The 11946-nt window shown below is 74.4% G+C and carries 13 protein-coding genes; 6 read left to right on the forward strand and 7 right to left on the reverse strand.

From position 1 onward, the window contains the following. Positions 1-19 precede the first annotated feature (19 nt). The 3 genes from A3CO_RS0112750 to A3CO_RS31895 are packed head-to-tail and all read right to left on the reverse strand — an operon-like array spanning position 20 to position 2896. Positions 20-454 carry a response regulator gene (locus tag A3CO_RS0112750; protein WP_018332642.1) on the reverse strand — a complete coding sequence of 145 codons (435 nt, stop codon included), beginning with the start codon at positions 452-454 and terminating at the stop codon, positions 20-22. After that, positions 441-1688 carry a sensor histidine kinase gene (locus A3CO_RS31890; RefSeq protein WP_018332643.1) on the reverse strand — a complete coding sequence of 416 codons (1248 nt, stop codon included), beginning with the start codon at positions 1686-1688 and terminating at the stop codon, positions 441-443. Before A3CO_RS31890 ends, A3CO_RS0112750 begins: the two co-directional genes overlap by 14 nt. Next, positions 1685-2896 carry a PP2C family protein-serine/threonine phosphatase gene (locus A3CO_RS31895; protein WP_018332644.1) on the reverse strand — a complete coding sequence of 404 codons (1212 nt, stop codon included), beginning with the start codon at positions 2894-2896 and terminating at the stop codon, positions 1685-1687. The genes A3CO_RS31890 and A3CO_RS31895 overlap by 4 nt, the downstream gene beginning before the upstream one ends. 140 nt (positions 2897-3036) lie before the next feature. Here A3CO_RS31895 and A3CO_RS35790 point away from each other — a divergent pair, with 140 nt between their 5' ends. Next, the gene (locus A3CO_RS35790) at positions 3037-3732 is read left to right on the forward strand and encodes a DUF998 domain-containing protein (protein ID WP_018332645.1); all 696 of its coding nucleotides are present in this window, start codon (positions 3037-3039) and stop codon (positions 3730-3732) included. After that, positions 3729-4526, forward strand: a complete 798-nt coding sequence (locus A3CO_RS0112770) for an alpha/beta fold hydrolase (RefSeq protein ID WP_018332646.1) — start codon at positions 3729-3731, stop codon at positions 4524-4526. The genes A3CO_RS35790 and A3CO_RS0112770 overlap by 4 nt, the downstream gene beginning before the upstream one ends. Before the next feature lie 56 nt (positions 4527-4582). On the opposite strand, the gene A3CO_RS0112775 is transcribed toward A3CO_RS0112770, so the two are convergent. Together A3CO_RS0112775 and A3CO_RS0112780 are read right to left on the reverse strand one after the other, a co-directional pair. After that, on the reverse strand, positions 4583-5338 hold the full coding sequence (locus A3CO_RS0112775; protein ID WP_018332647.1) for an SDR family NAD(P)-dependent oxidoreductase: 756 nt from the start codon (positions 5336-5338) through the stop codon (positions 4583-4585). Between the two features lie 68 nt (positions 5339-5406). Then, a complete protein-coding gene (locus A3CO_RS0112780) occupies positions 5407-6933 on the reverse strand; it encodes an acyl-CoA synthetase (RefSeq protein ID WP_018332648.1) in 1527 nt (508 codons plus the stop codon). A gap of 131 nt (positions 6934-7064) precedes the next feature. On the opposite strand from A3CO_RS0112780, the gene A3CO_RS0112785 reads away from it, so the two are divergent. Beyond that, positions 7065-7682, forward strand: coding sequence for a TetR/AcrR family transcriptional regulator (locus A3CO_RS0112785; protein WP_026204555.1), 618 nt, complete (start codon positions 7065-7067; stop codon positions 7680-7682). Between the two features lie 54 nt (positions 7683-7736). Beyond that, complete coding sequence (locus A3CO_RS31905) at positions 7737-9068, forward strand: amidase family protein (protein WP_018332650.1); 1332 nt, start codon at positions 7737-7739, stop codon at positions 9066-9068. A gap of 10 nt (positions 9069-9078) precedes the next feature. Here A3CO_RS31905 and A3CO_RS40220 read toward each other — a convergent pair whose 3' ends face one another. Further along, positions 9079-9582, reverse strand: a complete 504-nt coding sequence (locus A3CO_RS40220) for a VOC family protein (RefSeq protein ID WP_084681799.1) — start codon at positions 9580-9582, stop codon at positions 9079-9081. Here A3CO_RS40220 and A3CO_RS0112800 point away from each other — a divergent pair. After that, positions 9479-9784 carry a carboxymuconolactone decarboxylase family protein gene (locus A3CO_RS0112800; RefSeq protein ID WP_018332652.1) on the forward strand — a complete coding sequence of 102 codons (306 nt, stop codon included), beginning with the start codon at positions 9479-9481 and terminating at the stop codon, positions 9782-9784. The genes A3CO_RS40220 and A3CO_RS0112800 overlap by 104 nt on opposite strands. Before the next feature lie 644 nt (positions 9785-10428). Here A3CO_RS0112800 and A3CO_RS38070 read toward each other — a convergent pair. Continuing rightward, positions 10429-11511 carry a hypothetical protein gene (locus A3CO_RS38070; protein WP_026204556.1) on the reverse strand — a complete coding sequence of 361 codons (1083 nt, stop codon included), beginning with the start codon at positions 11509-11511 and terminating at the stop codon, positions 10429-10431. Positions 11512-11669: 158 nt separating this feature from the next. Here A3CO_RS38070 and A3CO_RS0112810 point away from each other — a divergent pair, with 158 nt between their 5' ends. Further along, the gene (locus A3CO_RS0112810; RefSeq protein WP_018332653.1) at positions 11670-11939 is read left to right on the forward strand and encodes a DUF2277 domain-containing protein; all 270 of its coding nucleotides are present in this window, start codon (positions 11670-11672) and stop codon (positions 11937-11939) included. Positions 11940-11946: the final 7 nt, after the last annotated feature.

The raw sequence follows: 11946 nt of genomic DNA on the forward strand, positions 1-11946 counted from the left end.
GGACATCCTGCCGCAGCCCTCAGCGGGGCAGCTTCACCACCGACACGAAGAAGTCGTCGATCTGCCGGATGATGTCGATGAAGCGCTCGAAGTCGACGGGCTTCGCGACGTAGGCGTTGGCGTGCAGGTCGTAGCTGCGCAGGATGTCCTCCTCGGCCTGCGAGGTGGTCAGGACGACCACCGGGATGGCGCGCAGGCTCTCGTCGGACTTGATCTCCTCCAGGACCTGCCGGCCGTCCTTCCGCGGCAGGTTGAGGTCGAGCAGGATCAGACCCGGTCGGGGCGCGTCGGCGTGGGACCCCTCGCGGCGCAGGAACTCCAGGGCTGCCACCCCGTCGGGGACGACGTGCAGGGTGTTGCGGAGCTTGTGGTGCTCGAACGCCTCGCGGGTCATGAGGACGTCGCCCTCGTCGTCCTCGACCAGCAGCACGTCGATCTCGTCAGGCGGCGTCATGGGTGTCCTCCAGCGGGTCGTCGGGTTCGTCGGGGTCGTCGGGGTCGTCGAGCACCGGCAGGGCGACGACGAAGGTGCTGCCGGGGCCCGGGGTGGGCTCCAGCCAGATGGCGCCGCCGTGGTGCTCGACGATCTTGCGGCACATCGCGAGGCCGATGCCGGTCCCCGGGTAGGCGGACTTGCCGTGCAGGCGCTGGAAGATCGTGAAGATCTGCTCGCCGTACTCCGGCTCGATGCCGATGCCGTTGTCGGTGAACCGCAGGAGCCAACGGTCGCCGTCCCGCCCGGCGGCCACGTGGACCCGCGGCGGTTCCTCGCCGTGGAACTTGAGCGCGTTGCCGAGCAGGTTCTGGAAGACGGTGGCCAGCAGGGCCGGTTCGGCCTGCACCCGGGGCAGCCCGTCGTCGTGGGTGATCTCGCCCCCGGTCTCCTCGAGGGCGCCGGCGAGGTTGCGGGCGGCGCGGTCGAGCAGCTCGCCGCTGTCGATCACCTCCACCGGGCCGTCCGCGCGGCCCACCCGGGAGAAGGCGAGCAGGTCGTTGATGAGCACCTGCATGCGCTTCGCGCCGTCGACGGCGAACTCGATGTACTGGTCGGCGCGCTCGTCGAGCTGCCCGCCGTAGCGGCGCGCCAGGAGCTGGCAGAAGCTCGTGACCTTGCGCAGGGGCTCCTGCAGGTCGTGGGACGCGACGTACGCGAACTGCTCGAGGTCGGAGTTCGACCGCTCCAGCTCCCGGCCGCGGGCGTCGAGTTCGGCCCGGGCCTGCTCGATCGCCGCCATCTCGGTGAGGAGCGAGCGCCGCATCGCGTCGACGTCGCGGCTCAACGACGTGATCTCGCGGGGCCCGCGGACCCCGATCGGGCGCTGCAGGTCCCCGGAGGCGACGTCGCGCACCTCGGCGGCGAGCTGCTCGGTCGGGCGGACGACGGCCCGCCGCAGCCAGAGCAGCAGCCCGACCAGCCCGACGAAGAGGACCACCAGGGCCATCAGCCCGACGACGTCGACGGTGCGCGCCGCCGCGCTCGCCCGCTCCAGCGCGGCCGCTCCGACCACGTCCCGCAGGGCCGCCCGTTCCCGCGCCAGCGCGACGAGCGCCAGCCCGTTCACCACGCCGATCACGACGAGGAGGGCGGCGCCGACCGCCCCGGCGGTGACCAGCAGGCGGTGCAGCGACCGGCGGGCCAGCGGATCGCGCTCCGACACCGCGGCGCCGACCGACACCCCGGCGCTCACCGGCCCGACACCACCAGCACGGCGGCGACGTCGTCGATCCGCTCGATGGTGAGTGCCCGGACCTGCGTCATGACCCGCTCCAGCATCCGCTCCGCCTCGAACCCCTCGTCCGTCTCCTCGCGCAGGCACCGCTCGACGACCGCGAGCAGGCCGTCGGTCCCGAGCACGTCCTCCCCCTCGGCCACCGACGACGGCACCGGGCGGCCCTCCACCAGCCCGTCGGTGTAGAGCAGCAGCCCCCACCGGTGCGGGAGCTCGATCTCCAGGTCCTCCCACCGGTCGTCGGCGACGATCCCGATCGGGCGCCCGAGCCGGCTCACGGGCAGCGGCCGCACCCCTCCGTCGAGCTGCATCAGGACGGGTGGCGGGTGCCCGGCGAGGCGCAGGCGCGCCCGCCGCCGGTCGGGGTCGACGGTGAGCACGGCCAACGTCGCGAAGATGCCGGTGCGCGCCCGCTCGTGCACGAGCAGGCGCCCGAGGGTCGGCAGCATCTGCGTGCCCGAGGTCTCGGCGAGGACGACCGTCCGCCACGCGATCCGGAGGTTCACCCCGAGGGCCGCCTCGTCGGGGCCGTGCCCGCAGACGTCGCCGATCACCACGTGCAGGGTCCCGTCCGCCCCCTCCACGGCGTCGTAGAAGTCGCCTCCGAGCAACCGCCGTCCACCGCCGGGCTCGTAGCGCACGGCGATGGCGACGTCGGGGTCGGAGACCAACGGGTTCGGGAGCAGCCCGCGCTCGAGGCGGACGTTCTCCTCGGCGCGGGACTGGGCGTCCCACAGCTGCTGGCGGACCCGCTCGCCGCGGACCCGCTCGACGGCGTAGCGCAGCGACCGCTCCAGCGACGCGCCGTCCACGTGGTGCTTGAGCAGGTAGTCCTGGGCCCCGGCGGCGACGGCGCGGGTGCCGAGCTCGGAATCGTGCCGGCCGGTCAGGACGACGACGGCCGGTCCGCCGTGGTCGCGCAGGACCCGCTTCAGGGCGTCGAGTCCCTCGCCGTCGGGCAGCGCGAGATCCAGCAGGACGCACTCGACGCGGTCGAGGTACCGGTCGGCCTCGGCGAGCGACCGCGCCCGGTGCAGGGAGACCTGGAAACCGCCTGCGACCTCGGCGTCGGCGAGGTGCTCGGCGACCAGGAGCGCGTCCGCGTCGTCGTCCTCGACCAGCAGCACGGAGAGCGGCGCCGCAGCGCCGTCGAGGGTGGTCGCCACTGCCCCTCCTCCGCGCGGCGCGATGTCGCGCCTCCGGGGTCGAGCGCTTGTCGTCGGGCAGCCTAGATGTCCGCGTCGATCGGGGGACACGGGTGGGTATCTGAGCGGTCGAGGGGGGTCGGGGCGCGGGAGGAGGAGTTATGACCACCCACGAGCGGGCGGGCGACACCGACCGGGTCGTCGGCGCGGCCACCGTGGCGGCCGGGGTCGTCTACTCCGCGTTCCTCGTGGCCCCGCTCCTCGACACGGACCTCGACCCCGGCCGGTCCTACGTCAGCGAGCTCGCCGCGCTGGACCAGCCGCACGGGGCGGCGTTCCGCGTGGTGGACGCCGTCGTCGGGATCGTCGTCGTGGTGTCCGGCATCCACGTGGTCCGCGGCAGCCGCCTCGTCGCGGTCCGCTGGGCCGGTGGCGCGCTCGGCCTGTTCGGCGTGGCGACCTTCCTCGACGTCGCCGCCCCGATGGCGTGCGCCCCCTCCGCGGACGCCGCGTGCGCCGCCGCGGAGGCGTCCCGGTCGGCGCTGGCCTTCGGGGTCCACGAGGTGACCAGCGTCGTGGCAGATGCGGCCGCGCTCGTCGCGGTGGCGCTGCTCGTGACCGCCCGGTCCGCCGACCGGGGCGCCGACCAACGCGCGTCCCCGTGCGAGGGGGCGCTGCTCGTCGGGCTGGTGCTGGTCGCCGCGCCGGGGCTCGTCGTCGTCCTGCAGGAGACCGTCGGGCTGGGCCTGCACGACGTCGTCGGGTGGGTGCAGCGGGTCCAGGTGCTCGCCCTGTCCGCGGTGCTGGTCACGATCGGGCTGGTGGTCCTCGGCGGGTCGCACTGGAGCCGGCGGTGAGGGCGCGCACCGTCGTCGTCGTGCCGGGGCTCGGGTCGGCGCCGGGTGAGTGGGACGCGGTGGTCGACGCCCTGTCCGCCGAGGTCACGGTCCTCGTCGTCGACCCCGCGGACGCTCCCCCGCTGCGCACCCGGGCGGACTGGACGCCCGACGCGGTCGCGGACCGGCTCGCCCGGCGCCTCGAGGGCGCGGCCCGGCCGCTCCTGCTCGTCGGCCACTCCTCGGGCGGGCTCCACGTGCAGGCCATGCTGTACCGCGGCCGCGACCACGACCCCGACACCGGCGTCGCGGGCGCCGTCCTGGTCGACGCGTCCCACGAGCGCTCGGTCCGCCTCGCCCCCGCCGGGCTCGTCCGGGTCGGGCGGCTCCTCGCGGACCTGGTCCTCGCCACCGGCATCGCCGCCGTGCTCGGGCCGGTGGTCCGCCGGCTGGGCGTCCGGGCCACCTCCACCCGTCGTCGGGACCGGCTGTCCGCGGCCGTGGTGCGCGAGGTCTACGGGTCGCGGGGCTGGGCCCGGACCACGGTCGACGCCTGGTTCGGGCACGCGGCGCTGCAGGCCGCGGTGCGCGCGTGGCAGCGCGAGCGCGGCGCCCCCGGCGTCCCCGTCCGCGTGCTGGTCGGCGCGGCCGGCTCCGGTCGTGGCCGGGCACGGTGGGTCGCCGGCCAGGGGGACCTGGCGGCCGCGCTCGGCGCTCCCCCGCCCCGCCTGCTCGACGACGCCGGGCACCTGGTCGCCCTCGACCGCCCGGACGCGGTCGTCGAGGAGATCCGGGCGCTCCTCGAGGCGCCCTGACGCCGCGTCGGCCGGGCCCCCGGAGTGCGTTGTCGGGGGCCCGGTCGGGCGTGCGCTCAGACGAGCGACGCGGTGAGGCCGCCGTCGAGGACGTAGTGGCTGCCGGTCACCCAGGAGGCGCGGTCGGAGGCGAGGAAAGACGCCACCTCGGCGATGTCCTGCGGCGTCCCCAGCCGGCCCTGCTTCATCGCGACGAGGTCGGCGAAGGGCATCTGCGTGGCCGCCTCGAAGTCGGGGACGAGCCGCTCCACCATCGCCGTGTCGGCGAAGCCCGGGCAGACCGCGTTGACGCGGACGCCGGTCGGGCGCATCTCCACGGCAGTGACGCGGGTGAGCTGGATGACGGCCGCCTTCGTGGCGCAGTAGGAGCCGAGCAGCGGGCTGCCGCCGACCCCGGCCACCGAGGCGATGTTGACGATGTTGCCCTTGGACTCGATGAGGTGCGGGATCGCCGCCTTCATCGCCACGAACGGGCCGCGCACGTTGACGGCCCAGATCTTGTCGAAGCTCTCGGTCGACTGCTGCAGCAGTGGCGAGGAGATCTCGATGCCGGCGTTGTTCACCAGGACGTCGAGCCCGCCGAGGATCTCCACCGCCTTCCCGATGGCCGCCTGGACCTGGGCCTCGTCGGTGACGTCGCAGTCGGCGACGCCGGCCGCGCCGACCTCGTCGGCGGCGCTCTTGCTGGCGGCCGGGTCGAGGTCGCTGACCACCACCCGGGCGCCGTTCTGGGTGAACAGGGCGGCGATCGCCTTGCCGATGCCCGCGCCGGAGCCGGTGACGAAGACGCGCTTGCCTGCCAGTTCGGTCATCCTTCGTTCCTCACGTCGGTGTGGGAGGTCCCGCCCGCGCGGGACCCCGGATCAGGGGCTCGGTGCCGTCAGGGCTGCCGAGCGAGCGTGGTGCGGATGTCGGCCTTGAGGACCTTGCCGACGGTCGAGCGCGGGAGGTCGGGCCAGAACTCGACCTGCTTGGGGGTCTTCACGCTGCCGACCCGGGCCTTGACGAAGCCCAGCAGCTCGGCGGGATCGAGGGTGGTGTCGGGCTGGGGCTGGATCACCGCGACGACGCGTTCGCCCCACTTCTCGTCGGGCAGGCCGACCACCGCGCAGTCCCGGACCCCGTCGTGGGCCATCAACGCCCGCTCCACCTCGGCGGAGTACACGTTGAACCCGCCCGTGATGACCATGTCCTTCGCGCGGTCGACGATGAAGAGGAAACCCTCGTCGTCGAGGAACCCGATGTCGCCGGTGTGGTGCCAGCCGTGGGCCGAGACCTCGGCGGTGGCCGCCGGGTCGCGGTAGTAGCCGGCCATGACGAGGGCACTGCGCACGACGATCTCGCCCCGCTCGCCGCGGGGCACCGGCTGCCCGTCGGGCCCGAGGATCGCGACGGTGACCAGCGGCGAGGGCCTCCCGGCCGAGGAGAGCCGCTCGGTGTGGATCGAACCGTCGGGACGCCGGTGGTCGGCCGGTGCCATCGTCGAGATCATCATCGGCGCCTCCGACTGCCCGAAGAGCTGGGCCATCGGTCCGATGCGCTCGAGTGCCTCCGCCAGCCGCGTCGGCGACATCGGGGCCGCGCCGTACCAGAAGCACTGCAGCGAGGAGAGGTCCGTGCCCGGTAGATCCGCGTGGCCGAGCACCATGTAGATCAGGGTGGGCGGCAGGAACGTGTGCGTGACCCGGTGCGCCGCGATGAGCGTCAGGAACCGCCCGACGTCGGGCTTCGCCATGATCACGACCTCGCCGCCGCGCGCGAGGACCGGGAAGCACAGCACGCCCGCCGCGTGGGTGAGCGGCGCGAGGGCGAGGTAGACCGGGCGCCCCTCGAAGGGGTAGCTCATCAGCGTGATCGCCGACATCACCTCGAGGTTCCGGTCGGTCAGCATCACGCCCTTGGGCCGCCCGGTGGTGCCGCCGGTGCCCACGAGGGCGACGACGGGGGCGGCCTCGTCGAGCGGGTCGTCGCGGGCGGCGTCGAGCCACGCGTCGAACGCCTGCGCGCGGCCGTCGGCGGGGCCGAACCGCACCACCGTCCGCAGCGTGGGCAGGTCCGGCGCGATCGTCGCCACCAGGTCGTCGAACGCCGGCTGGTGGATCAGCACGGAGCAGTCGAAGAGGTCGAGCAGGTCCGCGGTCTCCGCGGCGGCGTTGCGCGGGTTGATCGGGCACCACACCGCGCCCACGCGGGCGATGCCGAACACGCAGGTGAACGCGGTCGGGTCGTTGGCCGAGAGGATGCCGACCTTGTCGCCGGGAGCCACCCCCGAGCGGCGCAGCGCCCGGGCCACCGCCTGCGAGAGCTCGACGACCTCGCCGTAGGTGCGGGTGTCCCCGTCGAGGGTGAGGCACGGCGCGTCGGGGTCGAGCGAGGCGCCCTTGTCCAGGTAGAAGCTCAGGCTCATCCCCGCGCCGTACCTCCGTTCGGCGGCGCCACTGTGCGCCGGATCACGACCATGGCGCGACCCTGGACGACTGTCAAGGAATTCCTGGACGACTGGTCAGAAGCGCGAGTGACGCCCGTAGGGTGGCCGCCGTGACCAGCTCTCCCGCGCACGCCCGGCGGTCCCCGGCGGACAAGTTCGAGGACCGTCGCCGTGAGCTGGCGGACGCCGCGCTGGTCACCCTCGCCGACCTCGGCTACGCCCGGACGAGCCTGCGCACGATCGCGGAGAACACGTCGTTCTCGCACGGCGTCCTGCACTACTACTTCCGCGACAAGGTCGAGCTGATCACCTACTGCGTGCAGCGCTACAAGGCCGCCTGCGTGCAGCGCTACGACGGCGTCGTCTCGGCCGCCGACACCGCCGAGGGCCTCGCGACGGCCTGCGGCGAGGGCCTCGCCGCAACGCTGCGCGAGGACGCGCTGCTGCACCGGCTCTGGTACGACCTGCGCTCGCAGGCGTTGTTCGAGCCCGCCTTCCGCGCCGAGGTCGCCGAGATCGACGACGCACTGCAGGCCATGATCTGGCGTGTGGTGAGCGGCTACGCCGAGCTGACCGGCCGCGCGCCGACGGTCTCGCCGTCGTTCGCGTACGCCCTGTTCGACGGGGTGTTCGGGCAGGCGCTCGCGCGGCATCTCGACGGATCCGACGCGGCGGTCGACGACCTGCGGGCGAACGCGCGGGACCTGTTGCCGCGCCTGTTCACCTAGGCTCGACGGGCGGACCCTGGCGGACGCGGGCGCCGGTGGGTAGGACATGTCCCCGTGTCCACGCCGACGTCGCTCGACCAGGTCCGCCGCCGCCTCGCCGGGTCCTCCCCCGAGGCCGTCCTCGCCGAGGCGCTCGCTGCGGCGCGGGGGAGCCACGACCTCGGGGTGTTCCTGGCCGTCGCCGAGGACGTCACGCCCGGCGCCGACGGGCCGCTCGCGGGCGTCCCCGTGGCGGTCAAGGACAACCTCGACACCCACGACTTCCCGACGACGGGTGGTACCCCCGCGCTGCGGGCATCGCGTCCCGGTCGCGACCACCACGCCGTCGAGCGGCTGCGGGCCGCCGGCGCCACTGTGATCGGCAAGACGAACCTGCACGAGCTCGCCCTTGGAATCACGTCCAACAACGCGGCGTTCGGCCCGGTCCGCAACCCCCACGACCCGAGCCGTTCGCCCGGCGGGTCGTCCGGCGGCTCCGCCGTCGCGGTGGCCACCGGGATCGTCCCGATCGCCCTCGGCACCGACACGGGCGGTTCCCTGCGCGTCCCGGCCGCGCACTGCGGGATCGTGGGCTTCCGGCCGACGGTCGGCCGGTGGGGTGACGACCGCGCGGTCCCGATCTCGCACACCCGCGACACCGCCGGCGTCCTCGCGAGCACCGTCGCCGACGTCGCCCTCGTCGACGGACTCGTCACCGGGACGGCGGTGGCAACGCTGCCCGGACGCGCGCCCCGCCTCGGTGTGCCCCGGGCCGGGTTCTTCGACGACCTGCACCCGGAGGTCGCGTCGGTGGTCGGTCGTGCCCTCGACAAGCTCGCGGACGCGGGCGTCGAACTCGTGGAGACGACGGTCCCGGACGCCCACGAGCTCGACGCCGCGTGCGGCTTCCCGATCGTCTTCCACGAGATCGTCCGGGACCTGCCCGCCTACCTCGCGACGTTGCCCGGACCCGAGCGGGAACTCACGTTCGCCGACGTCCTCGCGCGGATCGCCTCGCCCGACGTCCGTGGCGCGTGCGAGTTCGCCGCCTCCGGCAGCGTCACCGACGAGGTCTACCGGGAGGCGCTCGCGACCCGCGACCGGCTGCGCGCCGCCTATGCGACCGCGCTGCGCGACGTCGACGCGCTCGTGTACCCGACCGTCCCGCTGCCCGCTCCCCCGCTCGGGGACGACGAGACGACCGAGCTCGACGGCCGCGCGGTGCCGACCTTCGTCACGACCATCCGCAACACCGCCCCCGGGTCCACGGCCGGGATGCCGGCGATCAGCCTCCCGGCCGGGACGACGGGCGCCGGGCTGCCGGTCGGGCTGTCCCTCGAGGCCGGCCCCGACGGCGACGCGCTGCTGCTCGCCCTCGCCGCCGAGGTCGAGCGCCGGCTCGCGTGAGGGGCCCGGGTCAGACGTCCTCGGGATAGGACACGGGTGAGTACGTCGTCTCGAAGCTGTGGCTGTCGATCTCGATGAGGTTGCCGAACGGGTCGGCGCAGTAGACCAGCGAGAACGGCTTGCGGCCGGGGAAGAACTCGCGGTGCCCGGTGAGCAGCCGGCCCCCGTGGGCGACGATCCGGTCCGCCAGCCCGGCGACGTCGGGGTCCTGCACGCAGAGGTGGGACACGCCCGGCGTGCGGGTCACCGGTAGCCCGTCCCGCCCCTCGGTCGGCCCGAACTGCTGCAGCTCGAGGCCGATCCCGTCGGCCAGGACGAGCCGCACCACCGCCGGCGTCTCCCACCCGCCCCGCGTTCGGGGTTCCCCGTACCCGGGTGATCGACGTCGACCGGCGGGGTATCGGTCCCTGGTGACGAACCCGCTCGCCCCGAAGCTCACCGAGATCACCAACGACGTCCTCTTCGGCGACGTCTGGGAGCGCCCCGGCCTCTCGAAGCGCGACCGCAGCCTCATCACCGTCGCGTCGCTGGTCTCGCTCTACCGCATCGAACAGCTGCCGTTCCACCTCAACCGCGCGATGGAGAACGGCCTCTCCCGCGACGAGATCGTGGAGGCCATCACCCACCTCGCGTTCTACGCGGGCTGGCCGGCCGCCGTCACCGCCCTCAGCCGGCTCGAGGAGGTGCTCGCCGACGGGGAGACGTCGTCCCCCTGAGCCGGGTCTCGTTCCCGACGGCGGGTGCTGCTCGTCCTGCGCGTCACGCACACGATCCCGACCTTCCGACTCCTGACCGCTGCGCGTCACGCGCACAATCCGCCGGGGACGGTCTCCGAGGCACGGACTCGTATGCGTGGCGGCGCGGAGTGGGCCTGCCTGCACAGGCACCGGTCGTGAGCGCTCCCGCGGCCGCACGTCGCCTGGGGACCGGGCCCTGGACGGCCCGCTCGGACGTCAGTGGCACCGGGGTCGCCACCGGGCACCCGATGCCACTCAAATCGGCGAAGCGGGCCGCAACGTGGGCGCGCTCGAGTGCGGGCTCGGATGTCCGTGGCACCGGGGTCGCCACCGGGCACCCGATGCCACCGAAGTCGGAAAGCCGACCGCGACGCGATGCGCTCGAGGGCGTCAGCACGTCCTCGCCTCGCGCGCCGCAATGGTGTGCGCGGCGCGCAGAGGTCGGCAGCACTCAGGCGTACGGGCCGAGAACTGTGTGCGCGACGCGCAGGAGTCGACCGAACCCACGCCCACGCGAGCAGAACTGCGTGCGCGACGCGCAGGGGTCGACAGCACCCAGGCGCACCAACGCAGAACTGTGCGCGCGACGCGCAGGGGCAACCGATGCCCCTGCACGCGGCGGGTCAGACCCGTGCGGCCGGGATCCGCTCGACGACGGTGGTGTCGGCGGAGGGGTCGTCGTCGTATCCGTAGGGGTCCACGTCGGCCGCGAAGTACGGCCGCACGGCCGCGACCCGCTCGACGTAGGCGGTCTCCATGAGGTCGTCGTCGTGGGGCGCACGATCGAAGGCCGCGGCGAAGGGGGCGGCGCCGAAGGCCGCGTCCTCGAAGGGCGTCCGCTGGGCGACGGTCGGGTCGAACGCGGTCGGCTCGTACGCCATCGGCGCGGGGGCGAACTGCGTCGCCTCCTCCTCGACGGGCGGGACTGGCGCGACCTCGTCGGCGGGGGCAGCGTGCCGACCGGCGGGCTCGGGGGCCGGCCCGGCGGGCTGCTCCGCGGTCATCTGCTTGTGGAGCATCCGGTAGCGGATCGCCCCGGCGGCCACGGCGCCGACCGCGATGGCGCCGAGCACGAGCGGGACGTCCGAGGGGCCGTCGCCGGTGTCCGGGCGGCCCTCGGCGGTGCGGCTGACGGCGGCCGTCGGGTCCTGGGCGATCGGGGGCAGCGGCGCGGACGCCACGGGCGGCATCGCGCCGAACGGGAGGCCCGGCGCGGTGGCGAGCGGCGCGCCGGCGACGGCCGGGCCGAGCAGCGAGGGGGCGGGCGCGGTGGCGCGCGGAACGGTGGCGACCGGGGCGACGGGGGCGACCGGGGCGGGCGCGAACGCACCGGCCGGAGCAGTCCCGGCGGGCGCCACAGGGGCAATCGGAGCCACCGGCGGGGCCACGTACATCGGGGCGGCGACCGGGCGCTGCACGGCGTCGACGCGCACCTGGCAGAGCGGACCGGCCGACCAGACCTGCGTCGACGGCGAGGACTGGGTGACGTTCACGGTGTAGGGCTTGCCCGTCCGCGACGTGATGCGGACCTGGTCGCCCGGGGAGGCGGTGACGGTGTCGCCGCACGCCGCCGGGATGACCTGACCCGCCGGAGCCGCCGGTGCGGCCGGGGCGGCGAGGGCAGCGGCGCCGCCACCGAGCAGGCCCGCCGTGACGGAGCCCGCGATGACGAGGTTGCGGGCGATCCCGCGTGCCGGGACGGACATGTGGCCGGGCCTCCCACTCCTGCGGCGCGGGTGCCGCGTCGCATACCAGTGACCGGTGCAACGACGCTGCTTCCTCCGGGTGACGGGCCGGGAGGAAGACGGGTCACGGCGGGTCGCAGCCCTGCCGGATCGGGGCACGTCTGGGGCACCATCGACCCATGTGCCGCAACATCCGGGTCCTGCACAACTTCGAGCCCCCGGCCACCGAGGACGAGGTGCACGAGGCCGCGCTGCAGTTCGTGCGCAAGATCAGCGGATCGGCACGCCCCTCGAAGGCGAACGAGGACGCCTTCGCCCGGGCGGTCGCCGAGATCACCGCGAGCACCCGCGTCCTGCTCGACGAGCTGGTCACCACCGCCCCGCCGAAGGACCGTGACATCGAGGCGGCCAAGGCCCGGGAGCGTGCCCGCGAGCGCTACGCGCGCTGACCCGCCG

Origin of the sequence: Actinomycetospora chiangmaiensis DSM 45062 (assembly GCF_000379625.1) — a bacterium.
Lineage (GTDB): Bacteria > Actinomycetota > Actinomycetes > Mycobacteriales > Pseudonocardiaceae > Actinomycetospora > Actinomycetospora chiangmaiensis.

What these genes read in the sequence shown, in the direction of transcription:
- A3CO_RS0112750 (WP_018332642.1), bottom strand. Translation starts at nt 454, where the DNA reads ATGACGCCGCCTGACGAGATCGACGTGCTGCTGGTCGAGGACGACGAG.
- A3CO_RS35790 (WP_018332645.1), top strand. Translation starts at nt 3,037, where the DNA reads ATGACCACCCACGAGCGGGCGGGCGACACCGACCGGGTCGTCGGCGCG.
- A3CO_RS0112775 (WP_018332647.1), bottom strand. Translation starts at nt 5,338, where the DNA reads ATGACCGAACTGGCAGGCAAGCGCGTCTTCGTCACCGGCTCCGGCGCG.
- A3CO_RS0112780 (WP_018332648.1), bottom strand. Translation starts at nt 6,933, where the DNA reads ATGAGCCTGAGCTTCTACCTGGACAAGGGCGCCTCGCTCGACCCCGAC.
- A3CO_RS40220 (WP_084681799.1), bottom strand. Translation starts at nt 9,582, where the DNA reads ATGAGGCTGCGGTCGCGCTTCGAGAGGCCGGGGCGCTCCCAGACGTCG.
- A3CO_RS38070 (WP_026204556.1), bottom strand. Translation starts at nt 11,511, where the DNA reads ATGTCCGTCCCGGCACGCGGGATCGCCCGCAACCTCGTCATCGCGGGC.
- A3CO_RS0112810 (WP_018332653.1), top strand. Translation starts at nt 11,670, where the DNA reads ATGTGCCGCAACATCCGGGTCCTGCACAACTTCGAGCCCCCGGCCACC.